The 25,213-nt window shown below is 69.7% G+C and carries 25 protein-coding genes; all 25 read right to left on the bottom strand.

Annotated elements, in window-relative coordinates; genetic code table 11:
- Positions 1 to 31 precede the first annotated feature (31 nt).
- Positions 32 to 1,174 carry a methionine adenosyltransferase gene (gene metK / locus RN743_RS13440; protein ID WP_310780566.1) on the bottom strand — a complete coding sequence of 381 codons (1,143 nt, stop codon included), beginning with the start codon at positions 1,172 to 1,174 and terminating at the stop codon, positions 32 to 34.
- Positions 1,175 to 1,280: 106 nt separating this feature from the next.
- Positions 1,281 to 3,029, bottom strand: coding sequence for a phosphoenolpyruvate--protein phosphotransferase (gene ptsP, locus RN743_RS13435; protein WP_310780564.1), 1,749 nt, complete (start codon positions 3,027 to 3,029; stop codon positions 1,281 to 1,283).
- Complete coding sequence (locus RN743_RS13430) at positions 3,026 to 3,328, bottom strand: HPr family phosphocarrier protein (protein WP_310780562.1); 303 nt, start codon at positions 3,326 to 3,328, stop codon at positions 3,026 to 3,028. Before RN743_RS13430 ends, ptsP begins: the two co-directional genes overlap by 4 nt.
- 85 nt (positions 3,329 to 3,413) lie before the next feature.
- Entirely contained in the window at positions 3,414 to 4,142 is a 729-nt protein-coding gene (locus RN743_RS13425) for a PTS system mannose/fructose/sorbose family transporter subunit IID (RefSeq protein WP_310780560.1), read from the bottom strand.
- On the bottom strand, positions 4,139 to 4,828 hold the full coding sequence (locus RN743_RS13420; RefSeq protein WP_310780558.1) for a PTS sugar transporter subunit IIC: 690 nt from the start codon (positions 4,826 to 4,828) through the stop codon (positions 4,139 to 4,141). The genes RN743_RS13425 and RN743_RS13420 overlap by 4 nt, the downstream gene beginning before the upstream one ends.
- The gene (locus RN743_RS13415) at positions 4,825 to 5,304 is read right to left on the bottom strand and encodes a PTS sugar transporter subunit IIB (protein WP_310780556.1); all 480 of its coding nucleotides are present in this window, start codon (positions 5,302 to 5,304) and stop codon (positions 4,825 to 4,827) included. The genes RN743_RS13420 and RN743_RS13415 overlap by 4 nt, the downstream gene beginning before the upstream one ends.
- 9 nt (positions 5,305 to 5,313) lie before the next feature.
- Positions 5,314 to 5,715, bottom strand: a complete 402-nt coding sequence (locus tag RN743_RS13410; protein ID WP_310780554.1) for a hypothetical protein — start codon at positions 5,713 to 5,715, stop codon at positions 5,314 to 5,316.
- A complete protein-coding gene (hprK, locus tag RN743_RS13405) occupies positions 5,705 to 6,661 on the bottom strand; it encodes an HPr(Ser) kinase/phosphatase (RefSeq protein ID WP_310780551.1) in 957 nt (318 codons plus the stop codon). Before hprK ends, RN743_RS13410 begins: the two co-directional genes overlap by 11 nt.
- Entirely contained in the window at positions 6,658 to 7,005 is a 348-nt protein-coding gene (locus RN743_RS13400) for an HPF/RaiA family ribosome-associated protein (protein ID WP_310780550.1), read from the bottom strand. Before RN743_RS13400 ends, hprK begins: the two co-directional genes overlap by 4 nt.
- A gap of 6 nt (positions 7,006 to 7,011) precedes the next feature.
- A complete protein-coding gene (locus RN743_RS13395) occupies positions 7,012 to 8,136 on the bottom strand; it encodes a glycosyltransferase family 4 protein (protein WP_310780548.1) in 1,125 nt (374 codons plus the stop codon).
- 8 nt (positions 8,137 to 8,144) lie between these two features.
- Entirely contained in the window at positions 8,145 to 8,579 is a 435-nt protein-coding gene (gene nusB / locus RN743_RS13390) for a transcription antitermination factor NusB (RefSeq protein ID WP_310780546.1), read from the bottom strand.
- Positions 8,576 to 9,040, bottom strand: a complete 465-nt coding sequence (gene ribH, locus RN743_RS13385) for a 6,7-dimethyl-8-ribityllumazine synthase (protein WP_343219040.1) — start codon at positions 9,038 to 9,040, stop codon at positions 8,576 to 8,578. The genes nusB and ribH overlap by 4 nt, the downstream gene beginning before the upstream one ends.
- 56 nt (positions 9,041 to 9,096) lie before the next feature.
- On the bottom strand, positions 9,097 to 10,311 hold the full coding sequence (locus RN743_RS13380; protein ID WP_310780542.1) for a bifunctional 3,4-dihydroxy-2-butanone-4-phosphate synthase/GTP cyclohydrolase II: 1,215 nt from the start codon (positions 10,309 to 10,311) through the stop codon (positions 9,097 to 9,099).
- Positions 10,312 to 10,328: 17 nt separating this feature from the next.
- Complete coding sequence (locus RN743_RS13375) at positions 10,329 to 10,937, bottom strand: riboflavin synthase (RefSeq protein WP_310780540.1); 609 nt, start codon at positions 10,935 to 10,937, stop codon at positions 10,329 to 10,331.
- Positions 10,938 to 10,949: 12 nt separating this feature from the next.
- Positions 10,950 to 12,110, bottom strand: a complete 1,161-nt coding sequence (gene ribD, locus RN743_RS13370; RefSeq protein ID WP_310780538.1) for a bifunctional diaminohydroxyphosphoribosylaminopyrimidine deaminase/5-amino-6-(5-phosphoribosylamino)uracil reductase RibD — start codon at positions 12,108 to 12,110, stop codon at positions 10,950 to 10,952.
- A complete protein-coding gene (gene purM, locus RN743_RS13365) occupies positions 12,107 to 13,132 on the bottom strand; it encodes a phosphoribosylformylglycinamidine cyclo-ligase (protein ID WP_310780536.1) in 1,026 nt (341 codons plus the stop codon). The genes ribD and purM overlap by 4 nt, the downstream gene beginning before the upstream one ends.
- Before the next feature lie 7 nt (positions 13,133 to 13,139).
- The gene (locus RN743_RS13360) at positions 13,140 to 14,096 is read right to left on the bottom strand and encodes a PfkB family carbohydrate kinase (protein ID WP_310780533.1); all 957 of its coding nucleotides are present in this window, start codon (positions 14,094 to 14,096) and stop codon (positions 13,140 to 13,142) included.
- Positions 14,093 to 15,781, bottom strand: a complete 1,689-nt coding sequence (argS, locus tag RN743_RS13355; RefSeq protein WP_310780531.1) for an arginine--tRNA ligase — start codon at positions 15,779 to 15,781, stop codon at positions 14,093 to 14,095. The genes RN743_RS13360 and argS overlap by 4 nt, the downstream gene beginning before the upstream one ends.
- Positions 15,778 to 16,110 carry a zinc ribbon domain-containing protein gene (locus RN743_RS13350; protein WP_310780529.1) on the bottom strand — a complete coding sequence of 111 codons (333 nt, stop codon included), beginning with the start codon at positions 16,108 to 16,110 and terminating at the stop codon, positions 15,778 to 15,780. Before RN743_RS13350 ends, argS begins: the two co-directional genes overlap by 4 nt.
- Before the next feature lie 42 nt (positions 16,111 to 16,152).
- Entirely contained in the window at positions 16,153 to 17,715 is a 1,563-nt protein-coding gene (locus RN743_RS13345; protein WP_310780526.1) for a methylmalonyl-CoA mutase family protein, read from the bottom strand.
- Complete coding sequence (locus RN743_RS13340) at positions 17,712 to 18,215, bottom strand: acetyl-CoA carboxylase biotin carboxyl carrier protein subunit (RefSeq protein WP_310780524.1); 504 nt, start codon at positions 18,213 to 18,215, stop codon at positions 17,712 to 17,714. Before RN743_RS13340 ends, RN743_RS13345 begins: the two co-directional genes overlap by 4 nt.
- Before the next feature lie 7 nt (positions 18,216 to 18,222).
- Positions 18,223 to 19,713, bottom strand: coding sequence for an acetyl-CoA carboxylase biotin carboxylase subunit (locus RN743_RS13335; protein WP_310780522.1), 1,491 nt, complete (start codon positions 19,711 to 19,713; stop codon positions 18,223 to 18,225).
- A gap of 16 nt (positions 19,714 to 19,729) precedes the next feature.
- Positions 19,730 to 21,271, bottom strand: a complete 1,542-nt coding sequence (locus RN743_RS13330; RefSeq protein ID WP_343219039.1) for an acyl-CoA carboxylase subunit beta — start codon at positions 21,269 to 21,271, stop codon at positions 19,730 to 19,732.
- Positions 21,272 to 21,273: 2 nt separating this feature from the next.
- A complete protein-coding gene (locus tag RN743_RS13325) occupies positions 21,274 to 23,205 on the bottom strand; it encodes an ABC transporter substrate-binding protein (protein WP_310780518.1) in 1,932 nt (643 codons plus the stop codon).
- Positions 23,189 to 25,066, bottom strand: coding sequence for a 30S ribosomal protein S1 (locus RN743_RS13320; RefSeq protein ID WP_310780516.1), 1,878 nt, complete (start codon positions 25,064 to 25,066; stop codon positions 23,189 to 23,191). Before RN743_RS13320 ends, RN743_RS13325 begins: the two co-directional genes overlap by 17 nt.
- Positions 25,067 to 25,213: the final 147 nt, after the last annotated feature.

Below are 25,213 nucleotides of genomic sequence, written 5' to 3'. Positions count from 1 at the left end.
CCCCCTCCCCCTCCTGCCCCGACGTAGAGGGTCAGCCGGCGAGGGCATCGGTTCGATCGGTTCTCTCCCACGTGAACGCATCGCCTTCGGGCTCGCGGCCGAAGTGCCCGTAAGCGGCGGTCCGGCGGTAGATCGGTTTCCGGAGTCCGAGCCGCTCGATGATCGCGCGCGGCCGAAGGTCGAACACTTCCGTCACCCGGCCGGCGAGTTCGTCGTCCGGCCGGCGCCCCGTGCCGAAAGTGTCGACCCTCACGCTGACGGGCTCATCGACCCCGATGGCGTAGGCGAGCTGGACTTCGGCCCGTCGGGCGAGTTCCGCCGCGACGAGGTTCTTGGCGATCCACCGCGCCGCGTATGCCGCCGAGCGGTCGACCTTCGACGGATCCTTCCCCGAGAAGGCGCCGCCCCCGTGCCGGCCCACGCCTCCGTAGGTGTCCACGATGATCTTTCGCCCCGTGAGGCCCGCATCGCCCTGCGGTCCGCCGATCTCGAAACGACCCGTGGGGTTGATGTGGCACTGCGCCCGGCCTTCGTCGTAGAGCTCGCCCGGCAGCACGGGCCCGATGACCTGTTCCCTGATCGCCGCTTCGATCTCATCCGGCGCGATGTCGCCGTCGTGCTGGGCCGAGACGACCACGGTGGTGATCCGGGCCGGTTCGCCGTCCCGGTATTCGACGGATACCTGCGCCTTCCCGTCCGGCCGCAGCCACGCGATCCCCCCGGATCTCCGTACGTCGGCCAGGCGCTTCGCCAGCGCGTGCGCCAGCATGATCGGAAGGGGCATCAGCTGCGGCGTCTCGTCCGTCGCGTATCCGAACATCATCCCCTGATCTCCGGCCCCGCCGACATTCACCCCCTGGGCGATGTCCGGCGACTGCTCGTCGACCGCGGTCAGCACGCTGCACGTGTCCCACCGGATTCCGTGCTCGGCGCGCGTGTAGCCGATGTCGCGCAGCACTTCCCGGGCGATGGCCGCGATGTCGATCCCGGCGGCCGTGGTGATCTCGCCGGTCACGAGGACGAGGCCCGTCGTCACGAGCGTCTCGCATGCGACCCGGCCCCGGTCATCCTCCGCGAGGATGCCGTCGAGTACTGCGTCGGAAATCTGGTCCGCGACCTTGTCGGGGTGTCCCTCGGTCACGGATTCGGAGGAAAACGGTTGTATCCCCTTCACGAGGCTGATTCTCCCACTTCGAGGTTCGCGGCGGAGCGCCGCAGGAGGCGTAGCGGCCAAGATAGTGGCCGCGCGGGCGGGCGGAGGCAACGTCGCCGCCGCGTGATCAGGACATGTACAGCGGCGACGGCTCCACCGGAATCGCGTCCTCAAGCCGCGCGAGGAGTTCGCCGGGCATCCCGGAGGGCGAGCCGGCACGACCGACCCGGCTCCAGAGTTCCGACAGCTCGGCCACGGACAGGAGTCCCACGAGTTCCCTCACTTCGGGGATCGACGCGGGCGCGAGACTGAAATCCCGATAGCCGAGGCCGAGCAGGAGGGCGAGTCCCACCGGTTCCGCGGCCAGGTCTCCGCAGACGCCGATGTCGAGGTCGAGGGCGCTGGCCGTGTTGAAGATCCGCTCGTAGCTGCGGATGAGCGCGGGGTGCATGGGGTTCGAGAGGTGCTGGAGCCGGGCGTTGCCGCGGTCCACGGCGAGCGCATACTGCGTCAGGTCGTTCGTGCCGAGACTGATGAAATCGAGGTGCCGCCCCACGAGATCGAGCGTGTCGGCAAGGGCGGGCGTCTCCACCATCACACCGAAGGGGGCGGGTTCCGCCTGACCCAGCTCGCGTCCGACTTCCGCCACGATTTCCTTCGTGCGCAGGATCTCGGTTTCGCAGATGACGAAGGGGACGAGGATCCGCATGCGGGCCTCCGGCCCTCCGGCGCGGATCGCGGCGCGCAACTGGTTGCGGAAGAGCTGCGGCCGGTCCAGGCACACACGGATGGCACGCCAGCCCAGGTAGGGGTTTTCCTCCGGAGGAAGGTCGAGAAAGAGCGGGAACTTGTCGCCGCCGATATCGAACGTCCGGAGCGTCACGGGCTCGTTCGGAAACCCCTCCACGACCTCGCGGTAGGCTTCGTACTGCTCTTCCTCGCTTGGAATCACCCTCCGTCCGATGACGAGGAATTCGGATCGGAAGAGCCCGACCCCTTCTGCCCCCACGCGCCGGGCCGCCGGCACATCGTGCGGCTGATCGATGTTGGCGCGAAGATGGACGCGGACTCCGTCCGCCGTCAGCAGAGGCGCGGATTCGGGCGTGAGGTCGGCGGCGGGACGTGCTGAAAGCCGGCGGACCATCCGCACGTGTGCCGCCTTCTCCGCCTCCGTGGGCTCGATCAGGACGCGACCGTTGCCTCCGTCGAGGAGAACGGTCGTCCCGTCTTCGATCTTCGCGAGGTCGGCGCCGAGTCCGACGACCGCCGGAATGCCCAGAGAGCGAGCAACCAGCGTGCTGTGCGAGGTCCGCGACCCCGATCCGCTCGCCACGCCAAGGACGAGTGCCGGGTCGAGACGCACCGCGAAGCTGGGCGTGAGGTCGTCGACGGCGATGAGCCCGGGCTCCTTCGGAAGGGCGAGCGGGTCTTCGCTGCGCCCGGTGAGCCGCGCGAGGACGCGAGACCGGATGTCTCGCAGGTCGGCCAGCCGGTCGACGACCATGAAGTGCCCCGCATCGATGATCGCCGTCCGAAGTTCGGTCAGGCGCCAGTCGAAGGCGCGCTCCGCGGAGAGGAAGTTTTCCCGGATATAGCGGATCGTGCCCGCGACGAGGTCCGGGTCCGAGAGGATGAGAATCTGCGGATCGAAGATGTTCGCTTCGACCTCGCCCAGCGAACGCGCGGCCTGCTCGCGCGTATCCCGGACGCGGTCGGCGGCCCAGGCCAGCGCCTCCTCGAAACGCGCGACCTCGCGCTCGACGGCATCGGCGGGGATCGTCCGGTGCTCCGGCCGCCACTCGTGACGCTCGATCCGCTGAACCACGCCGAGCGCGCGCCCCGGCGCGGCGCCGATCCCGTGAACAACCTCGCTCACGCCGGGCCGTCCGCGTCCACGTCCAGAGCGAGTTCCTCGCTGAACCCGGACAGAACGAGCTCGGTGAGGGAGTCGACGGCGTTGGCGGCGTCGGACCCCGTGGCCCGGATGCGGATGGAGGCGCCGGCCTCGGCGGCGAGCATCATCACCCCCATGATGCTCTTCCCGTTCACTTCCAGTTCGTCCTTCTCGACCCTCACCTCGGCACGGAACCGGCTCGCAAGCTTAACGAACTCCGCGGCCGGACGGGCGTGCAGCCCCAGCCGGTTCCGAATACGTACCGCTGCTTCGTGTCGCATCGTCACAGAAACCTTCCGCTCCGGTCGAGCGAACGATCGGCGTCGGGCCGCGCGTCGCGGCAGGCTGCACCGCCTGTCGGGACGCTCACAGGAGCCACACCGCGCACGCGGCGAGGAGGCTCGCCATGGCGACCGCCGAGATGTGTCGGGGGACAAGATAACCCATTAGCGCCACGATGACTGCACCGCCGTCCCGCCAGGGGACGAGGCCGGCTCCGGGAAGCTGGCCGATGAGCAGCGCGGCGAGGGCTCCGATGAGCACCTGGTTCGCGAACACGAACGCTCTCTCCAGCCGGCGCAGCGGCGCGCGCTTCAACGCGGAGGCCACGGACCGGCCGGACCTCCAGCCGCAGCGCAGCCCCCAGATGCGGAGGGCGAGGTGGCCGGCATTGTACAGAACGAGGAACGCGCCGGCCGCGACCGGGGCGTCGAGTCCAAGCACGAACCCGATGGCCGCGGCGGATGTGCAGAAGGGCCGCCATCCGGCCCACGCGACCCCGTCGCCCAGCGCCCCAAGCGGCGCGCGGAGGGCGGAACGGAAGCGCGACAGGGTGTCGGGGTCATCGCCATCGAATTCGAGGCGCGCGATGGCCCCGATCGCGACGGGAGCGAGGTACGGATGCGCGTTGAAGGCTCGCGAATGACGTTGCACGGCCTGCCGGAACGCGGCCGGATCGCCCGCGTGGATCCGCGCCAGAAGCGGCGCCAGCGCATGCGCAAGTCCGGGCCCCGTCATCGTGCGGTCGTTCCATGAACCCTGGATGGAAAAGCTGCGCAGGATGGCGCGTGCGAAATCCCTTCTGCGCGGTTTCACGAGAGCACCCGGGCGAGGACCGTCCCCAGGACGCATCCGGCCGCCAGCGCGGGCCAGTGGCGGGCTCGCGCGCCGAGCCCGCGAGCCCCGACGCCCGCGGCTCCGGCGAGTCCGAGCCCCGCCACGACGGGCCACCACGCGGCGCCCGGTGGCTGCGTCGACAGCAGACGCACGAACAGCGTCGACGGCACGAGCAGCGCGGCGACGAGGAATCCTGCGCGCAACCCGTCCAGGGCCATCGCCAGCCTATGGCGTCGCGCGAGGGCGGCGCCCCCCCCGCCAAAGCCTTCGGGCCGCGAGACGAGGCGCGGCGTCACGCGCCGGAGGAGGGTCACCGAGTACGCGCCCGTCCACCCGACCGCCCACCCGACCGCGACCGCGGCGACGATCCCGCCCGGGGTGCCGCCGCCGGCGATCGCGTACGCCGCCCCCGCCGTGAAAGAGGCCGGCCCGGCCTCCGGATGCCGCGCGCCGCCGAAGGAGGGATGTCGCGACAGGACGAGTTCCAGCCAGACTCCGACCAGGCAACCGGCGGCGGGCGCCCCGAAAAGCATGCCTCCCAGCGTGCCGGCCACGATGGGCCGGGACCACATGGCCTGGGGCCAGGACACCTCGTCGAGACCGATGACCGCGCCGAGCAGACAGGCCAGCGCCCAGTCGCCGACCGTGAGCTCGACCCCGGTCATCGGAGCTTCCGCGCGTCGAGACGGACCTCGGGTGCGGTGGGGAGGTTGCGGGCGCTCACGGCAGCGTGCTCACCGATCGCCCGCAGGTCCTCGACCTCTTCCGGCGAGAGGTGGACGTAGTCGAGGATTTTCCTCCGCCCTGCCGCGGCGTACACGCCTCCCACGTTCACCGTCCGCCCGTCGAGGCACCCACGCTCGGCCAGTGCCCGCATCGTCGCCGTATCCCGCGTCAGGAGCGCGCCCCGCTCCACCCGGGCGCTCAGTTCCCCGAAGCGCCGCGCTGCCTCGTCCACCCCGAGGAACTCGGCGCTTTCTTCGTCGTCGAGGGCGCTGGCCCAGAGCTCCTGCTCCCACGCGCTGGAAGCGAGAGGTTCGTCGACGATGACGTAGAAGTCGAGGTCCAGGGGACGTCCCCAGCCCACGAGCACCTGGCCGTGGATCAGACGCTCATCGATCCGGAGGAGTTCGAGCGCCACGGTTCGTGCTCAGTCGGTTCCGGACGGCGGGGACGGGTGGGCGCGCTGTCCGGCCCGTCCCTTCCGGAGAAGGCGGGGGACGAGCGCCTCGAGCGGCATTTCGCGGTGAAAGACGAAGTCGAGCAGCATCGGAAGGTTGACGCCGGTGATCCACGCGCCGCCCCCGCTCTCCCGCACATGCCGGAGGCTGGCCAGACCGCAGCTGCCGCCCGCGAGGTCCACGAAAAGGATGGCCTCCGCGCCCTTCGCCGCCTCTCCGATGATTTCGGCGAGTTCGTCCGGCCCCAGGCCTTCGTTGCTCACGGCATGCAGCGCGCCGCTGACGCCGCTGATGGCCTCGACGGCGGACACGAGGGCATGAGCCAGTTCCACGTGCGCCACGACGACGCCGCGAACCCGGCTATTCGTCATCGGACTCGAGGTAGTCGCGCACCGGCCGCATGCGCTCGATGAGATCGCGCTCGAAGGCCGCCGCGGGGTCCTCCCCGGAATAGCGCAGCAGATGGTTCATGGCCACGACTTCGGCGATCACCGTGATGTTCTTGCCCGGGTTCAGCGGGATGCGGACCTTCGGCAGCTTGACGCCCAGGATCTCGCACTCCTCCGCTTCGAGACCGGTTCGGTCATAGTCGTCGCGCTCTCCCCAGACCTCGAGTTCGACGACGACTTCGATCCGCTTCTGCTGGCGCACGGCCCGGATCCCGAACATGGCCCGCACATCGATGATGCCGACGCCCCGGATCTCCATGTGATGGCGCTGGTGTTCGTGCGCGCGTCCGAGGAGAATGTCGCTCTGGCGGCGGTGCACGAGGATGAGATCGTCCGCGACGAGGCGGTGGCCCCGCTCCACGAGATCGAGCACGCATTCGCTCTTGCCGATGCCGGACGGCCCGATGAAGAGGAGGCCGATCCCGTACACATCGGCGAGGGAGCCGTGGAGCGAAGTCCGGGGCGCGAACTCTTCCTCGAGATAGGGCTGCAGTCTCCGGTAGAAATCGCCCGTCTTCAGAGGCGTTTCCAGCACCGCCACGCCGGCCGCCTCCGCCGCGGAGACGAGTTCTTCAGGCGGCGCCTGGCTCTTCGTAATGATCGCGCAGGGCACGCCGGACTCGAACACGAACGTGAGAGCGGCGGCGCGTTGCGAGGCGCGGAGGCTCTGGAGATAGGCGATCTCCGTTTCGCCGAAGATGAGGACCCGCTGAGACACGAAGCGCTCGCGGTAGCCCGCCAGCGCGAGTCCCGGCGACGAGACCTCCGGGACATCGATCCGGCGCTCGAGGCCGGACTCGCCGGCCACCACCGTGAGGGAAAACGCTTCCCGCTTGCGTCGAAGCAGCGACGCGACCGTGAGGGTCACTCGGCTTCTCCGCCCGCTTCAAAGGGATTCCCGAACAGCTCATCCATCGGCGGCGCCGAGTGCTCGTTGTACCGGTCGTGGTTGCGGCGGAGCTGGTTGCCCAGCTTGTCCGCGAGCCGGTCGAGCGCCGTGCGCGGGTCGGGGCCCGCCGCCTCCCCGTGCACGGGACGGGCGCGGTCGACGCTGACCACGGCCGCCGCGCGCACCTGCGTCTTCTCTCCGGTGAATACGATCTCGGCCTTCGACGCGCGCGGCTCGAAACGGGTCAGGTTCGTGAAGCGCGTCTCGATGATCTCGCGGATGTCCGAGACATCGGCGTTACGCGCGGTGACGATGGTTCGCATCGGTCCTCATCGGGGTTCGAGTGACTGGTAAAGGTGCGCTTCCGTCTCATCCGCTGCACGCGACCACGAGAACCGAGCCGCGTGGGCGATCCCGCCCCGTCCGAGCTGTTTGCGCACCGACGGCTGCCCGAGAAGTTCGTCGATCGCGGCCACCCACGCCGCGACGTTGCCATGCGGGGCGAGAACTCCCGACTCCCCCGCCGCCACCGACTCCCGCAGCCCCGGGGAGTCGCTCGCGATCACCGGCGTGCCGCACGCGGCGGCCTCCACGTTCGTCATTCCCCACCCTTCCTTCGGAGAGGGATAGACCACGGCCCAGGCCCGACGCAGCCAGGCGACCTTCTCCTCCTCGGAGATGTACCCCAGAAAGCGTACCCGGTGCGAGAGCTCGGCGCCCCGCACGAGCCTTCGGAGACGGCGTTCGTCGCTACCGCGCCCCGCGATGACGAGCCTTGCGTCGGGCAGCCGGCCGCTCAGCCGCGACAGCGCTTCGAGCAGGAGATCGAGACCCTTGTAGCGCTTGAGGCGGCCCACATAGAGCAGCGTCGGCGCCTCCGCACGTTCCGTCGCGGGGTCCGGACAATAGGTGTCGTGATCGATGCCGGGCGGGATGACCGTGATGTCGCGGGCGAGCAGGCCCCGCTTCGTGAGATCGAGCGCGGTGCTCTCCGAGATCGCCTGAAAGGGGCAGTTGCGATAGACGCGGGGGATCGCCCGTTCCGCGGCCCAGACCGCCGTCGCGACGGGGATCGACGCCTCCGCGTAAGCCGTGGCCCCGAACAGGTGCGGAACGAGGGCGACGACGGGGACGCCGGCCCACCGAGGGGAGTACAGCGGGATCTTGTTGATGTCCTCGACGAGAATATCCGGGGCGAAGTCGTGCACGACCTCCCGCGCGGCCCGCCGCCCCCGCCATGCGTAGCTGTGCCGGTTTCCGACGCGCCGAAAGTCGATGCAATCGAGTGTCGCGGACGGGGCCGCGCCGGGCCAGCCGCTCACGACGGCCCGCACGAGGTGCCCCCGGGCCGCGAGCCGGCCGAAGATCTCGTGGAGGTGCACCTCGGCGCCGCCGGCCTCGGGGTTCTCCCGGTCCTGCCAGTTGAGGAGGAGGATCCGGAGCGGCCGCGCCACGGGTTCGCTCAGGACCCGGCCTCCCGCGCCTTCAGCACCGCGTCGAGCACGCCGTTGAGAAACCGCGGACTGCCGGGACTCCCATACCGGCGGGCCAGCTTCAGAGCTTCGTGAATCGCGACCTTCGGCGGTACGTCTTCGAACCACAGAAGCTCCGCGATCCCGATCCGCAGGATGTTCCGGTCGATGGCGTGCAGGCGCTCGATCCGCCAGTTCGACGCGTGATGGGCGATCGTGGCGTCGATCTCGTCGAGGTGGCGGCTCGCGGTCTCGAGCAGGCGCCGGACGTGCGGGCGGTAGCGGTCGGACATGCGGCGGTGGACGAGGCTCTGCGCCGCGTGTTCGAGCGGCGTGCCCTTTCCGCCCACCTCCCACGCATAGAGGAGGTTCAACGCCCAGCTCCGCGCGCGCGAATGGACGTGCGTCCGGGAGGCCGGCGTCACGCGCCCAGCCGTTCGTGGAGGTCGGCCATGCGTAGCGCCGCGCGCGCCGCCTCCGAGCCGGCGTTTCCGAGTTCGCCGCCGGCCCGCGCGAGCGCTTGCTCCAGCGTGTCCGGCGTGAGGACGCCGAGACCGATCGGCACGCCAGAGTCGAGCTGTACCTTCGCGAGGCCGTCCGTGGCCGCCCGGCTTACGTGGTCGAAGTGCGCGGTTTCCCCGCGAATCACACAGCCCAGGGCGACGATGGCGGCGTATCCGCGCGTCACGGCCCGTTGCGCGGCGAGCGGCAGCTCCCAGGCGCCCGGGACGTACACGATATCGACGTCCTTCTCGGCGACACCGCATTCGAGGGTCGCCCGCGCGGCGCCTTCCAGCAGACGTTCGGTGACCCGGGAGTTGAACCGGCTGACGAGAATGCAGACCCTCCGGCCGGTTCCGGAAGCCGCGCCCTCGTACTCCTTCAGGCGCCCGCGGGTGAACCTGTCGGGGCCGTCGCCGCGAGGGGTGTCCGACCCGCTTCTCACGCGGATTCGGTCAGGTGTCCCAGCTTCTCGCGCTTCGTGCGGAGATAGCGGACCAGCCGGTCATCGACCCCGCCGAACTCGAGCGGCAGGCGGTCGCGGATCACGAGACCGAACCCCTCCAGCCCCGCGAGTTTCTTCGGGTTGTTCGTGAGGACCCGGATCGAGCGCAACCCGAGATCCACGAGGATCTGGGCCCCGATTCCGTAGTTCCGCAGGTCGGGCGGGAAACCGAGCGCCTCGTTCGCTTCGACCGTGTCGTGGCCCTCGTCCTGCAGCTCGTAGGCTCGGAGCTTGTTCAGGAGTCCGATCCCCCGCCCTTCCTGGTCGAGATAGACGATGACCCCGGCACCAGCCTCCACGACCATCCGCATCGCCGCCTCGAGCTGGCTGCCGCAATCGCAGCGGTGGGAGTGGAACACATCGCCCGTCAGGCAACGCGAGTGAACGCGCACAGGGACATCCTCCGCACCCGCCACGTCGCCGCGCACGAGCGCGACGTGTTCGCGCCCATCCACCTCGTTCGCGTACCCGACGATGCGGAAATCTCCCCAGGGCGTGGGAAGATCCGCCTCGGCGACGCGCCGTACGAGACTCTCCGTGCGCAACCGGTAGGAGACGAGGGCGGCGACCGTGATGAAGGGGAGGTCGTACTCCGCCGCGAACTTCTCGAGATCCGGGCGGCGCGCCATCGTCCCATCCTCGTTCAGAATCTCGCAGATCACACCCGCCGGGGTGAGCCCGGCGAGCCGGGCGAGATCGACCGAAGCCTCCGTCTGGCCCACGCGCTGGAGCACACCGCCGGGCCGGGAGCGGAGCGGGAAGATGTGGCCCGGGCGCATGAGGTCCGTGGGCCGGGTCTGGGGATCCACGGCGACGCGGATCGTCCGGGCACGATCCTGCGCGGAGATCCCGGTCGACACGCCGAAATCCTGGCGGGCATCGATCGACACGGTGAACGCCGTCTTGTTCGGGTCCGCCAGCCGGTCGTCCGTCATGAGCGGGAGATCGAGGCGATCGGCCATTTCGTCGGGCATCGCGAGACATATGAGGCCCCGCGCGTGCCTGGCCATGAAGTTGATCGTCTCGGGCGTCGCGAGCGCGGCCGCGCAGACGAGGTCCCCCTCGTTCTCGCGATCCTCATCGTCCGCGATGATCACGAGTCCGCCGCTGCGGATCCGCGCGATCGCCGCTTCCACCGTGTCTGCGGGCATGTCCGCCAGCCGAAGTCTCAGGAGTCCGCCGGGGCCGCGTGCGGTCGGAGGGCACGCGCCACGTGTTTGCCGATCAGGTCCGCCTCGAGGTTGACGCTCGCGCCGGATACGAGGCGCCCGAGGGTCGTGTGGGTCCATGTATATGGGATGATGGCGAAACGCGCGATGGTCCCGCTCAGGCGGTTGACCGTGAGACTCACGCCATCGACCGCGAAGGAGCCCTGCGGCACGGTCACCCTCTCGAGGCCGCCCGGGAGTTCGATCTCGAGCCGACCCGACCCGGCTTCCCACCTGGCCGCGGCCACGGTCCCCACCCCATCGATGTGTCCCTGCACCATGTGCCCGCCGAGCGGGTCCCCGGCGCACAGCGCAGGTTCGAGGTTCACGAGATCGCCGACCCGCCAGCTCCCGACCGTCGTCCGCTCCAGCGTCGCCTCGACGACGTCGACATCGAACGACGCCTCTCCGAGAGCGACGACCGTCGTACACACGCCCGCGAGCGACACCGAATCCCCGTCCCGGAGCCGTTCGATAAAGGGGACGCGGGCGATCGTCAGCCGGAGTCCGGTCTTCCGGCGCTCACGGCCCGCGACCTCGCCGACCGCCCGTATGATTCCGGTGAACACGAGTCGGGCCCCTCAGAGGTTGTCCAGGGTTTCCTGGAGCTGGCGGTGCTCGAACACGATATGCGTGTCCTGTCCCAGTGACTCCCGCTGCACGGGCAGCCAGTCGCCGGGCGTCGACGGATCGAGACCGGGAAACGCCGGTACGCCGTCCCGCCCGTAGAACATGGGGGCGATGAAGGCATGGATCCTCTGGATGTGCCCGTCGCGCAGCAACGATGCGGCGACCTGCCCCCCTCCCTCGACGAGCACCGAAAGTACGCCGCGGATCGCCATTTCGTTCCAGACCGCGCTCAGGTCCAGCCTGTGGTCCCCGCTCCGCGGGACTCCGATCACCTCCACGCCCGCATCGCGGAGCGGACCTGCGCGCTCGTCGAATCCGTCCGTCTCGGGGTCGGCGAAGGCCCATACCGGCGCCTGCGAGGCCGTGCGCACGAGCTGACTCGAGGTTCGGAGCCGGAGCGTAGTATCCAGGACCGCCCGTATCGGCGGCACCCGCGGCACGACCTCTCCGCGGGCCGTCAGCAGGGGATCGTCGATCTCGATCGTGTTCGAGCCGATCAGGATCGCATCGTGACAGGAGCGGAGACGGTGGACCTCGTCCAGCGCCCGGATGCCGGTCACCGGCGTGCGGACGCTCTCCTCCCCGAGCTTCGCGTCAAGGGAGAGCGCCAGCTTGAGCGAAGCGAAGGGCACCCATCGCTGGTGAAACCAGAGGAAGGCCGCGTTCAGCCGCTTCGCGGCGTTCTCCTCGATCCCGATCTCGACATCCAGGCCGGCCTGCCGCAGCTCTTCCGCCCCGTGGCGCGCCTCGGGATTGGGGTCCCGGCAGGCGATCACGACGCGGCGCACGCCGGAGCGGATGATGGCGGTCGTGCACGGCGGCGTCTGCCCCTCGTGGCGGCACGGCTCGAGCGTGACGTACAGCGTCGCGCCTGCCGCGCGCGACCCGGCCTCGCGCAGCGCCACCACTTCCGCATGATCGCCGCCGTACTCCGCGTGCCATCCCGTGCCGAAAACCTGGTTGCCCCGGGCAACGACGGCGCCCACGAGCGGATTGGGCGACACGCGGCCCTGTCCGCGCGGCGCCACGGCCAGCGCCTCGCGCATGTGGCGCAGGTCCTCGGTGCGGCTCGGCGGGGCCCCGGAGATGGGGTCGAATCCCCGCGCCGTCACGAGTGCTCCAGGTGCACCCGGCCGCTGCCGGCAACGAGCTCACCGCACAGGAACGCCTCGCACCCGGCGCCGCGGATCTCCTCGAGGACCCGTCCGGCCTCCCGCCCGCGCACGACCGCGACCATCCCCACCCCCATGTTGAAGGTGGAGAAGAGTTCCGCCTCGTCCGCCCCGCTCTCCCGCGCGATGACGTCGAACTCGTGCGGGCGCGGCCAACGGTCCGTGCGCACCACCGCATCAAGATGCTGTCCGATGACCCGGTCCACATTCCCGGGGATTCCGCCGCCCGTGATGTGGGCAAGCGCCCGCACGCGCCCCGCTTCGAGGCTGCGCTCGAGGATCGGCAGGTAGCTCCGGTGGGGACGCAGGAGGACGTCCGACACGGAGCGTTCGGCCCCCGGGAAGGGGTCGTGCGCCCCGAGTCCGAGGCGGTCGAGGAAGAGGGCGCGCACGAAGCTGTAGCCGTTCGTGTGGATGCCGCTCGACGCGAGCCCGATGAGACGGTCCCCAGGCTCGAGATCGCGGCGTGACAGCTCCGGGTAGACGATCTCGCCCACCACAAACCCCGCGAGGTCGTATTCGCCAGGCGCGTAGAAGTCCGGCATCTCCGCGGTCTCTCCCCCGAGCAGCGCGCAACCGTTCGCGCGACAGGCAGCGGCGAGTCCCGACACGACGCTCGTCACGGTATCCGGATCCAGTACACCGCAGGCGACGTAGTCCATGAAGACGAGCGGCCGGGCCCCTTCGACGAGGATGTCGTTCACGCAGTGATTCACGAGATCGGCGCCCACCGTGTCGTGCCGGTCCGCCATGAAGGCGATCTTCAGCTTCGTCCCGACGCCATCGGCGCTCGCCACGAGTTCCCGCCCCGGGGTCGCCCGGAACCGTCCTCCGAACGAACCGAAGTCCGAACTCACGGCATCCGTCCGGGTTCCCTGGACGAGCCGGGAGATCCGGGCTTTGGTCGCGCGGGCCGCCTCGAGGTCCACGCCGGCGTCCCGGTACGTCAATCCGTCGTTCATGTCTCAGTCACGCCCCTGCTGGAACATCGAATCTCGTGAGCGCGCCAAAGCTTCGCACCCGATCCTCCACTTCGGCCATGGTGAGCGTCACCATGCGGCCGGCGCCGAAGGCTTCGCACGCGAAGGACCCGAGCGCGCAGCCGTACACCACGGCCCGCCTCAACGCCGGTCCCGTGATCGAACCGCAGCGCGCCAGGTATCCGAGCAGGCCGCCCGCGAACGCATCGCCGGCACCGGTCGGGTCGACCACGTCTTCGAGCGGAAAGCCGGGCGTGAGGAAGAACCCGTCGCCGGTGAGCAGCACGGCTCCGTGCTCGCCCTTCTTGATCACGACGTGCCGCGGGCCGCGGTTCCGGATCCAGCGCGCGGCCCGGGCCAGGTTGTGTTCGCCCGATAGCTGTTTCGCCTCCTCGTCGTTCAGCGTGATGAGGTCGATCTTCTCGATGACTTCGGCGAGACGCTCCGGCGTCCCCTCGATCCAGTAGTTCATCGTGTCACACGCCGCGAGCACCGGCGACTCGATCTGATCCAGTACCTCAAGCTGAAGGGTGGGGTCGATGGCGCCCAGAAAGGCCCAGGGCGCGCCTCGGAACGCCTCGGGGATCGTCGGATGGAAGTCCGCGAACACGCCCAGTTCGGTGAACGTCGTTTCCCTCGTGTTCATGTCCCGGCGATAGAAGCCGCCCCACCGGAAGCTGCGGCCGGGCCGCCGCTCGAGCCCCGACAAATCCGCGCCCCGGCGGAGGAGGAAATCGAGCTCATCCGTCGGATAATCGTCCCCGATGACCCCTACGAGCTGAACCGGCGCGAACAGGGAGGCCGCGGCGCTGAAGTTTACCGCCGTTCCGCCGACCACGCCCTCCCGGTGTCCGGCGGGGGTCGAAATTTCATCGAGGGCGACGCTGCCCACGACGAGGATCGGCGCCGCCGGGGCCCCGCCATCCTCGGGGTCACGGTACGTCACGTGTCCTCCCGGGTCATGGTCTCGGGAGCCGAGAGGCCGAGCGCCCGCAGCCCGTTGCCCAGGGTGAGCTGGACCGCGCGCGCGAGCCGGATTCTCGCGGCCCGCTCCGGCACATCCGCCAGGATTCGCTGCGCCGGGTTCAGGTTCCCCTGGTGATACCAGGCGTTCACGAGCCCCGCCGTCTCCTCCAGGTAGGTGCAGACCAGGTGCGGAGCCCGGCCCGCCGCGGCCGTCGCGATGACCTCCGGAAGCCGCATGACGGACAGGGCGACCTCGCGCTCGGCCGGGGTACCGAAGGTCTCCGGGACGTCGAGCGCGGCCGGAACCTCGTCGGCAACAATTCCGGCCCTGCGGAACACGCTGCACATGCGCGCATGCGCATACTGGACCTTGTAGACCGGATTCGCGTCCGACGTATCCAGAGCCAGATCGAGGTCGAAGTTGAGATGGACCTCGGCCCGGCGCATGAGAAAAAAGTATCGCGCCACGTCCGGGCCCGTTTCGTCGACGAGTTCGCCCAGCGTCACGAAGCGCCCCGCGCGCTTGCTCATCCGGACCTCCCTGCCGTCGCGCAGAACCGTGACAAGCTGGATGATGAGGACCTCGAGCAGCTCCGGGTACGACAGCCCGCGCAGGGCCGCCAGCATCCGCTTCTCGTGGCCCTGGTGATCCGCACCCCAGACATCGATCGCGAGTTCGAAGCCGCGCCTCGCCTTGTCGAGGTGATAGGCGAGGTCCGGCAGGAAGTAGGTGAAGGAGCCGTCGCTCTTGATGAGGACCCGGTCCTTCTCGTCGCCGAGGCTCGAAGTCCGAAGCCAGGTCGCCCCCTGCGAGCGGTAGATCAGGCCGCCGGCCTCCAGCGCATCGAGGAGGCGGTCGATGGCTCCGGACTCGTAGAGCGACCGTTCGGAATAGTACAGGTCCATGTGGACGCCGAACCGCGACAGGTCCTCCGCCTGCTCATCGCGGAGCAGGCGCACGGCCTCGCGCCTGAAGTGCGCGCGGCGCTCGTCCGGGGAGAGGGAGGCGAGAACCCCGGGGCCGGCGGCGTCCCGAACCGCCAGCGCCACGTCGCGGACGTACTCGCCGTGGTATCCGCCTTCGGGGATGGCCGCGGGCCGGCCCGCCGTTTCCTCGTAGCGTGCCTCGACGGATTCGCCGAGCAGTTCGATCTGCCGTCCGGCGTCGTTCACGTAGAACTCGCGCGTCACCTCGTGTCCGGCCCACTCCAGCAGCGACGCGACCGCGTCGCCGAGCGCCGCGCCACGACCGTGGGCCACATGCAGCGGCCCCGTCGGATTGGCGGAGACGAACTCCACGTTGACGCGGAGCACGGGCGAGGCCCGCGTCCGCCCCCAATCGCGGCCAGCCTCGATGACCCCCGCCAGTCTACGCCAGATGGATCGATCGGAGAGCCGGAAGTTCAGGAATCCAGGGCCCGCGACTTCCACGGCCGCGATGCCGGCGGCCTCGGAGTCGATCAGTTCGCAGACGCGCGCCGCAAGCGCCCGGGGAGGCTGGCCCAGGCTCTTCGCGAGCACGAGCGCCGCGTTGGACGCCCAGTCTCCGTGCGTCGGATCCCGCGGCCGCTCCAGCGCCGGAGAGAAGCCCTCCGGAGCCCCGGCGGCGGAAAGGGCGGATTCGAGCGCCTCGGCGAGCCGGGCCGGCCCGGCATCACCCGTCAAGAGCCGGAGCCGCCCTTCGATGACCCGGATGGAGTGGGTTCGGACGCGGCCGAGGGGCCGTCCCGCGACGGGGACGAGTCTCCGTCCGACGCCTTCGCCGCGTCGGACGTGCCGCCATCGGCTGCCGGCTGCCGATAGTCGGTGGCGTAGAAGCCGGACCCCTTGAAGACGATCCCGCCTCCGGTCGAGATGAGGCGCTCCACCTGCTCTTCCCCGCACGACGGGCAGACGCGGATCGCCGCGTCCGACATGCGCTGGAAGCGCTCGAAATCGTGTCGGCAACCGCGACATCTGTACTCGTACGTTGGCACTCGTGCCCCCGGGTCCATCGTGGAACGCCCGGCATGCCCGCAGGGTCTTGCCGCGGACTGCTAGCCGGGACGGTATTCCCCCCACACGTCGCGCAACGCGTGGCTGATCTCACCCAGAGTCACGCGGCGCCGGACGGCGTCGATCAGTACGGGCAGGAGGTTAGCATCTCCGGCCGCCGCTCGCCGGATCTCCCCCAGCGAAGCTTCCACGTTCGCGCCGTCCCTCTCCGCCCTGAGCCGCGAGAGCCGTCGGCGCTGCTCCTCCGCCAGGCGGGCGAAGTCCGGCGCCTTCGGCATCTCGACCGGTTCGGCATCCGCGTGCACGTTCACGCCGACAACCTCGAGTTCACCGCTCTCGACGGCCTCCTGGTGCCGGCGGGCGGCGAGGTGGATCTCCTCCCGCATGTACTCGATCGCCTGCACCGGACCGCCCAGTTCCTCAAGGCGCGCGAGGTACTCCGCCGCGCGCGCCTCGAGGTCGTCCGTGAGCGACTCCACGAACCAGGAGCCCCCCAGGGGGTCGACGGTGTCCCCCACACCCGTCTCGGCCGCCAGAACCTGCTGCGTGCGGAGCGCGAGCCGCGCGGCATCCGCGTCGGGGAGCGACAAGGCTTCATCGTAGCTGTTCGTGTGCAGCGACTGCGTGCCCCCGAGGACGGCGGAGAGCGCCTGGACCGCGACGCGCACCACGTTGTTCAACGGCTGCTGGGCCGTCAGCGCGGCCCCGGACGTCTGGGTGTGGAACTTCAGCCGGCAACTCGCCTCCGAGGCTCCGAACCGGTCCCGCATGAGCCGGGCCCACATACGGCGGGCCGCGCGGAACTTGGCCACCTCCTCGAAGAACAACCGGTCGGCCGAGAAGAAAAAGCTGAGCCCCGGAGCGAAGTCGTCGATTTCCAGCCCTCGCTCGATGGCGCGGCGCACGTATTCGAGCCCGTTGGCGATCGTGAAGGCCAGCTCCTGGGCCGCCGTCGCGCCGGCCTCGCGGATGTGGTACCCGCTGATGGAGATCGAACGCCAGCGCGGCATCTCGCGGGCGCAGAAGTCGAACACGTCCGTCACGTACCGAACGCTGGGCTCCACCGGGTAGATGTACGTCCCCCGCGCGATGAACTCCTTCAGCACGTCGTTCTGGACCGTGCCCCGGAGGACCGCCGGGTCGACTCCCCGTTCCCGGGCCACCCCCGCGTACATGGCGAGCAGCACCGGGGCGGTGGCGTTGATCGTCATGGCCGTCGATACGCGCTCGAGCGGGATCCCCTCGAACAGGCGGTGCATGTCCTCGATCGAATCGATCGCCACGCCGACCCGTCCGACTTCCCCTCGCACCCTGGCGTCGTCGGAGTCGTACCCCATCTGGGTCGGAAGGTCGAAGGCGACGGAAAGACCTGTCTGCCCGGAGTCGAGCAGGTAACGGAAACGCGCGTTCGTCGACGCGGCCGTCCCGAAGCCGGCGTATTGGCGCATCGTCCACAACCGCCCCCGGTACATGGTGGGGTATACGCCGCGCGTGTAGGGGAACTCGCCGGGCGGCGCCGAATCCCGGCTCGCATCGCCCGCGCGGTAGACGGGATCGACCTCGATGCCGCTCGTCGTGGAAAAGACCCGACGCCGCTCGCTCATGACGTCTCCGCTTCGAGCGTCACGAGCACCTGGTCGCGCTCCACGACATCGCCGGGGCGAACCGCGATCCCGGCCACGGTTCCCGGTTCCCGGGCCCGCAGTTCGTTCTCCATCTTCATGGCTTCGATCACGACCAGCCCATCGCCCGCGTCCACGCGCTGCCCGGCTTCCGCGACGACGCGCGTGACGAGCCCGGGCATCGGAGCGCGCAACTCCCGCGGTCCCCGCCCCCCCGCGCTCCGGTCGGCCAGCGCACGGAGGGCCCGGGTGCGTTCATCCTCCACCTTGACGTCGAACGTCCGGCCGCGCACGGTCAGCCGCCAGCCCCCGGGAGTCCGGCGCGCGAACACGCGATGGTTCGCGCCGTCCAGGGTGAGCTGGACCTCGCCGTTCGCCAGCCACTCGAACCCGGCTTCCCGTTTCGCGCCGTTGAGGCGCAGTCCGGAGGCCAGCCGTTCGACCTCGAAGTTCCCGCCGCCCACCTCGACGTAGTACTTCACAATCGCTTCACCACTCCCGACCCGCCCGCACCCAGGCCGACAGCCCGTTCCCTTCGCCGCGGGGGCGCCGCGCACCGCCGGAAACGACCCGTGGCCGCTCGCGATCCGTGAGGAGCACGGCGGCCGCCATCGCCACATCGCGCAGTTCGGGATCCGCGGTCTCACCGAGTCCGGGGTGTTCTTCCACGTATCGGATGGAGAGGTCGTTCATCCGGTAGTCGGGTTCGTCCATCACGGCGAGGTGCCACGGGACAGTCGTCTCGACGCCGCCGATGACGAGCCCCTCGAGCGCGGACCGCATGCGCCGGATCGCCGCCTCCCGATCCGAGGCGTGGACGACGAGCTTGCCGAGCAGCGAGTCGTAGTGCGGGCCGACCTCCGACCCGTTGCGGATCCCGCCGTCCCAGCGCACGCCCGGCCCCGTCGGGACTTCGAGCCGGTCGATCCGCCCGGTCGACGGGACGAAACCTGCGGTGGGATCCTCCGCGTTGATCCGGCATTCGATCGCGTGTCCGCGCGCCGCGGGCGGCGCTCCGCCTCCGAGCAGCGGAAGCCCTCGGGCGACGCGCAGTTGCTGCCGGACGAGGTCCACGCCGGTGACCAGCTCCGTCACGGGGTGCTCGACCTGAATCCGGGTGTTCATCTCGAGGAAGAAGAACTCCCTTCCCTCGACCAGGAACTCGACCGTACCGGCGCTTCGGTAGCCGACCGCCTCGGCCGCCCGGACGGCGACCTCCGCCATCCGGCGCCGGAGGGCGTCGCCGATCGCCGTGGACGGCGCCTCCTCGATCAGTTTCTGGTGCCGCCGCTGGATCGAACACTCCCGCTCGCCGAAGTCCACTGTCCGCTCGTCGTCGGCGAGCACCTGGATCTCGATGTGCCGGGGGGCACGCAGGAAGCGCTCCGCGAACACCCGTCCGTCACCGAAGGCGGCCCGCGCTTCCCGCGTCGCACGCCCGAACGCCCCGGCGATCTCCTCCGCGTCCGAGACGACGTGCATGCCCTTGCCGCCCCCTCCCGCCGCCGCCTTCAGCAGGACGGGAAATCCGATCCTGCCCGCCTCGCGGACGGCGTCCCGCGCCGAAGCGAGTGGGTCGCTGCCCGGGATGACGGGGACTCCGGCCTCGACCATCCGCGCCCGGGCCCGCGTCTTGTCCCCCATGATTTCGATCGCCTCGGCGGGAGGTCCGACATGGACGAGCCCGGCGGCCTCGACGGCACGCGCGAAGTCGGCGTTCTCGGCCAGAAAGCCGTACCCCGGGTGGACCGCGCCCGCCCCCGTCTCCTCCGCGGCGGCGACGAGGCGGTCGATCGAAAGGTAGCTCTCCACGGCGGCGGCCCCGCCGATCCGGACCGCCTCGCCTGCAAGAAGCACGTGGGGAGCCTGGCGGTCCGCGTCGGAGTAGACGGCGACCGTTCCCAGGCCCTCCTCGTGGCACGCGCGGATGACCCGAACCGCGATCTCGCCGCGGTTCGCGATCAGGACCTTGTCGAACATCCGGCCTCGAAAGGGGTCACAGCGGGATGTTGCCGTGCTTCCTGGGGGGGTTCCGGTCGCGCTTCCCGGCCATGGCCTCGAGCCCGGACACGAGGCGCGCCCGCGTCTCGCGGGGGTCGATCACGTCGTCGATGAACCCGCGCTCGGCCGCCAGGTAGGGGTTGGCGAACTTCGCCCGATACTCCGCTTCGAGTTCCGCCGTGCGCGCCACCGGGTCCTCGGCCGCGGCGATCTCGCGCCGGAACAGGACCTCCACCGCACCCTTCGCGCCCATCACCGCGATCTCCGCGCTGGGCCACGCGAGATTGAGGTCGCCGCGGATGTGCTTCGACGACATGACGTCGTACGCGCCCCCGTATGCCTTGCGGGTGATGACCGTGAGCTTCGGCACGGTCGCCTCGCAGTAGGCGAACAGGAGTTTCGCGCCGTTCCGGATGATGCCCTCGTGCTCTTCCCGCAGCCCCGGGAGAAAGCCGGGAACATCCTCGAAGGTCACGAGCGGAACGTTGAACGCGTCGCAGAAGCGGACGAAACGCGCGGCCTTGATGCTCGCATCGCTGTCCAGGACGCCGGCGAGGACCGCGGGCTGGTTGCCGATGATGCCCACGGCGTTGCCGCCGAGCCGGGCGAAGCCGGTGATGATGTTGCGGGCGTAATCCTCGTGGACTTCCATCAGGCTTCCCGTGTCGACGACCCGGCGGATGATGTCCAGCATGTCGTACGGAAGCTTCGGGTCGTCCGGCACGATCTCGAGAAGTGCCTCGTCGGCCCGGTCCGGCGGATCCGTCGTCTCCCGCCACGGCGGCGTCTCCTGATTGTTCGGGGGCAGATACGACAAAAGGCGACGTACGGCGCCGAGCGCCTCGACTTCGGTCGCCGAACGGAAGTGCGCCACGCCGGACCGGCTCGCGTGTACGGCCGCGCCGCCGAGTTCGTCGAACGTCACGTCCTCGTGCGTCACGGTCTTCACGACGCCGGGGCCCGTGATGAACATGTGGCTCACCCCGTCCACCATGAACACGAAGTCCGTAATGGCGGGGCTGTAGACCGCCCCTCCGGAACACGGCCCCAGGATCGCGCTCAGTTGCGGGATCACGCCCGAGGCCAGCGTATTCCGGAGGAAGATGTCCGCGTAGCCGCCGAGAGAGGCGACCCCCTCCTGGATCCGTGCGCCGCCCGAGTCGTTGATGCCGATGAAGGGGGCGCCGTTCCGCGTCGCGAGGTCCAGCACCTTCACGATCTTGCCGGCGTGCGCCTCCGACAGCGACCCCCCGAAGACCGTGAAGTCCTGGCTGAACACGTAGACGATACGTCCGTCGATGCGGCCGTAGCCCGTGATGACGCCGTCGCCGGGGATGCGCCGGTCCCCCAACCCGAAGTCCGTGCAGCGGTGCTCGACGAAGCGGTCGAACTCCACGAAGCTCCCCTCGTCGAGGAGGATCTCGAGGCGCTCCCGGGCGCCCAGCTTGCCGCGCTCATGCTGGCGGGCGAGCCGGTCCGGATCTCCGTGGGCTGCGCGCTCGGATCGGGCCTCGAGGTCGGCCAGCTTCTCGCGCATGCTCATGGGATGCTCATCGCTCCCGCCCGGCGGCGCGCCTCCGTGCGCAGGGTGTCCACGCGCAGCGAGTCGCGCGGAGCAAAGGGAGACGGCGCCGCCCGCACCTCCGCCAGCCAGGCGAGAAGCTCCTCCGTGTCCGCCTCCACGGGTGCGCCGTCGACCAGCATGCGGACCTCCGTGGAGCGCCGCACGACGGATCGCTCGGCTTCGGGACGCAGGCGGCCCGTCACACCCTCGATTTCCGGCCCCGACTCGAGGTATGCGGCGAGCGCGGCCGGGATCGGCAGCCTCGCACCGTCGAGCGCGGAGAGCACGAGAAGCGTCGCGTCGTGCGCCAGAGCCGGCATAATGTTGTCCCGCAACGTTTTTCGATATCGTCTCTCATAGTCCGTGACAAATCGCTGCCACGGCGTACCCGGGTTGACGCGATCGGTGACAAGACCGATCACCCGATGGTCCGTCGCGAAGCGTTCGAGGCGCCGCAACACGGCCGGTTCGGCCCAGGCTTCGCTCCCCACGACGATCACGTTGTAGAGCCCGTAATAGAACAGCTGAGGCGCCACGGCGAGAACGCCGGATGCGGACGCCGCCGGGGCGAAGACGACGTCCGGCTCCGAGGCCGCGACGGCCTCGATGGGCTCCTGGAAGGTCGTGAGTCCGGGATCGTACCGTTCGTGACCGACGAGCAGGCCGCCGTACTCCCGGATCGTTCGGGTGAAAGCGCCCACGGCTCCACCGAGTCCGACCCCATCCGGCTCGAGGACGGCGACCCGCCGGAGCCGCAGTTCCTCCAGCGTCCAGCGCGCCAGTTCCTCCGCCACATCCGAGGCGCGCGTGCCCGCGTCGTAGAGGGAGTAGGTCGCCGGCGCGGGGTTCAGCACCTCCGTCGCCGTGGGGCTGATGATCGGCAGCCTCGGATTCCGGCGCGCCCGTGCGGCCGCCGCGAAGGGCTCGGAGCGCAGGGGACCCACGATCGCGATCACGTCCCGTCCTTCGAGCGACCGCACGAGGCCCGCCGTGTTCTCCGGATCCGATTCGTCATCGAGGACGATGAGCTCGACGTCGAAGCCGGACGGGCGCCCGTCGCGATACCGCTCGACGGCGAGTTCGATTCCCTCGCGCAGGACGTGGCCCACCTCCGAGAGGTCGCCCGTGAGCGGGAGGATCGCGCCGATGCGCGCGTTTCCGCTGCCGAGATCCGCCTCCGTTCCCGCGATCATCTCCGCCGTGGTCCGTTCGCGTTCCGCGGGTTGCCCCTCGAGGATGCGGGCGGCCAGACGCCTCGCCTCATCCGCCTCCCTCTCGATGACGAGAAGGCGGGCAAGGTGGGCATGAACGATCGCGGCCGCGGCGGTCTCCGGCGGGAAGGTCTCCGTCAAGGGACGCAATTCCGCGACCGTGAGGGCGGAGGTCAACCGGCGAAGCTCCTCGGCGCCGACCGTCTCGGGCCCTCGGGGCGTGGAGAGGATCGCGGCGACCGCCTCCGCCTCGCGACTCGTGTCCGAGAGGACCCGAACCAGTCGCTCCAGGGTGGCCGTTTCCAGTGGGTCGGCAGGCGCCCGCGCGAGGAGGAGGCCATAGCGATCCGCCGCGGCCCGCGGGAGCCTCTGCGCCTCCAGCGCCCGGCCCGCCACGGAGAGGGCGCGGTCCGCGAGGGGGCGAAGAGGTTCGACCTCACGCCATGCGGCGTCGAGGGAATCCGCGCGCGCCGCGGCCTCGGCGAATCGCCCCTGCTCGTAGTCCGCCTCGGCGAGTCGGAGCGCGGCTGCCGCTCCCTCCGCATCGACCGCGTTCGGCGCGGCGGTCTCGATGGGTGGGTTGCCGGCGATGAACGCACAACCGGCGGCCGCGACCAGAACGGCGCCGCAGCCGAGGGCTACGCGCCTCTGCGCCGCTCTTCGCCGCTCGTGGAAGGGGCTACTCCCCTGCCTCACCACCGGAATCGGACTGCTCCCCCTCGTCCGTGTCGTCCGCCGCGGAACCGGACTTCGACGCCGCCATGTTCTCGTACTCCACCTCCTCGGCGTCGTACGGAACATCGGGCGCGTCCACGACGGCGAGGACGATGCGGCGGTTGATCGGATCCGTCTCGAGTACGCGCAGATCCAACCGATGACCCTCGTCGAAGTGGTCGGCGGGCTCGGCGATCGGCGCTTCCACACCGAGTTGCGAGATCGGCACGAACCCTTCGAGATCGCTCCCGAGGTCCACGACGACGCCCTTCTCGAGCAACCGCGTGATCGAGCCGGCCACCTCCCGTCCCGGCTGGTAAGCCTGCGCGAGCTGATACCAGGGGTCTTCCTGCACCTGCTTCAAACCGAGGGAGATCCGCTTCTGGTCGGGATCGATCGATAGCACGACGACATCGACCTCCTCCCCCTTGCGAAGCACCTCCGCCGGATGCTGCACCCGCCGGGTCCAGCTCATGTCGGAGATATGTACGAGACCGTCGATGCCCGCCTCGACCTCCACGAAGGCCCCGAAGGACGTGAGGTTGCGCACGAGTCCGCGGATCTTCGTCCCCGGCGGGTACTGCGCCGGGAGCGCCAGCCACGGGTCCTCCTCCACCTGCTTCATCCCGAGCGAGATCTTCTGCGCCTCCTCATCGACGCGCAGCACGACGCATTCGACCTTGTCGTTGATGCCCACCAGTTGCGAAGGATGGCGGACGTTGCGGGTCCACGACATCTCGGAGATGTGGACGAGACCCTCGATCCCGCGCTCGAGTTCGATGAAGGCGCCGTAGTTCGTGATCGAGACGACGCGGCCCAGCACGCGTATTCCGACCGGGTATTTCTCGGCCACGTTCTTCCAGGGGTACTCCTGAAGCTGCTTCAGACCGAGCGAGATTCTCTCCCGATCCCAGTCGATGTCGAGGATCTTGATCTCGAGCGACTGGCCGATCTCGCAGACTTCCGAGGGATGGCCGATGCGCCCCCAGGACATGTCGGTGATGTGGAGGAGGCCGTCCATGCCGCCCAGGTCGATGAAAGCGCCGAAGTCCGTGATGTTCTTGACGATCCCGGGGCGCACATCGCCCACCGACAGCTCCTTCTTCAGCTCCTCGCGCTTCCCTGCCCGCTCCTCCTCGAGAAGGACGCGACGGCTCACCACGATGTTCCGGCGGCGCTTGTTGAGCTTGAGGATCTTGAAGTCGTACTCGTCGCCCAGCAGGTCGTCGACGTTGGGCACGCGGCGAAGCGCGATCTGCGACCCCGGGAGGAAAGCGTCGACCCCCATGAGGTCGACCGTCACGCCACCCTTGATCTTCCGCTTGATGCGCCCCTGCACGGGTCGGTCGTTGTCGAAGGCATCCTTGATCTTCTCCCAGACGCGGAGGAAATCCGCCTTCTTCTTCGACAGGACGACGACGCCTTCCTCATCCTCGAGGCTCTCGAGGAGAACATCGACGGAGTCGCCCAGTTGAACTTCGTCCGGATCCGAGAACTCTTCGAGCGGGACGGCCCCTTCGGACTTGAAGCCGACGTCGAGGATGATGTCCGTCTCGGTCTTTCCGATGACCTGCGCCGAGACGATCTCGCCTTCCGTGATGCGGCTGAGCGTGTCCTCGTAGAGCGCGTAGAGTTCGGCGTACTCCGCCTGGTCGTGCTGCGAGTCGTCCCGGGGGTCGGCGTCGAGATCCAGGTCGATGGCACTCGGCTCGAAGGCGACCGGGGCCGCAACGGCGACCTCCGCGTCGTCCGGAGCGGAGTCGGCGACTTCCGTCACCGCTTCCATCTCCTCGGGGGTGTCGGTCTCGGGGACGTCGGTCTGAGGGTTCGTGTCGTCGGGCATAGGGAATCAAGTTCCCGCGCGGGGCCAACCGTGCGTCCCGCCGGGCCTCGTGGCAAAAAAGAATCGACCTCAACCGAGCTTCACCATCTCCGCCCAGCCGCCGGCCGATCCCCTGGTGTCGGGTCTCCACAGGATCCGGGGCGGAGC

Source organism: Candidatus Palauibacter scopulicola (assembly GCF_947581915.1).
GTDB classification, from domain to species: Bacteria; Gemmatimonadota; Gemmatimonadetes; order Palauibacterales; family Palauibacteraceae; genus Palauibacter; species Palauibacter scopulicola.
Note: the sequence above shows the minus strand (reverse complement) of the source record. Positions and strands in the feature narration are given on the sequence as shown.

Bases quoted from the DNA above. Each gene is read 5' to 3' on its own strand.
- RN743_RS13430 (WP_310780562.1), bottom strand. From the start codon at position 3,328: ATGCGACACGAAGCAGCGGTACGTATTCGGAACCGGCTGGGGCTGCAC.
- RN743_RS13420 (WP_310780558.1), bottom strand. From the start codon at position 4,828: ATGACCGGGGTCGAGCTCACGGTCGGCGACTGGGCGCTGGCCTGTCTG.
- RN743_RS13410 (WP_310780554.1), bottom strand. From the start codon at position 5,715: ATGACGAATAGCCGGGTTCGCGGCGTCGTCGTGGCGCACGTGGAACTG.
- RN743_RS13400 (WP_310780550.1), bottom strand. From the start codon at position 7,005: ATGCGAACCATCGTCACCGCGCGTAACGCCGATGTCTCGGACATCCGC.
- RN743_RS13380 (WP_310780542.1), bottom strand. From the start codon at position 10,311: ATGCCCGCAGACACGGTGGAAGCGGCGATCGCGCGGATCCGCAGCGGC.
- purM (WP_310780536.1), bottom strand. From the start codon at position 13,132: ATGAACGACGGATTGACGTACCGGGACGCCGGCGTGGACCTCGAGGCG.
- RN743_RS13350 (WP_310780529.1), bottom strand. From the start codon at position 16,110: ATGGACCCGGGGGCACGAGTGCCAACGTACGAGTACAGATGTCGCGGT.
- RN743_RS13345 (WP_310780526.1), bottom strand. From the start codon at position 17,715: ATGAGCGAGCGGCGTCGGGTCTTTTCCACGACGAGCGGCATCGAGGTC.
- RN743_RS13335 (WP_310780522.1), bottom strand. From the start codon at position 19,713: ATGTTCGACAAGGTCCTGATCGCGAACCGCGGCGAGATCGCGGTTCGG.
- RN743_RS13330 (WP_343219039.1), bottom strand. From the start codon at position 21,271: ATGCGCGAGAAGCTGGCCGACCTCGAGGCCCGATCCGAGCGCGCAGCC.
- RN743_RS13320 (WP_310780516.1), bottom strand. From the start codon at position 25,066: ATGCCCGACGACACGAACCCTCAGACCGACGTCCCCGAGACCGACACC.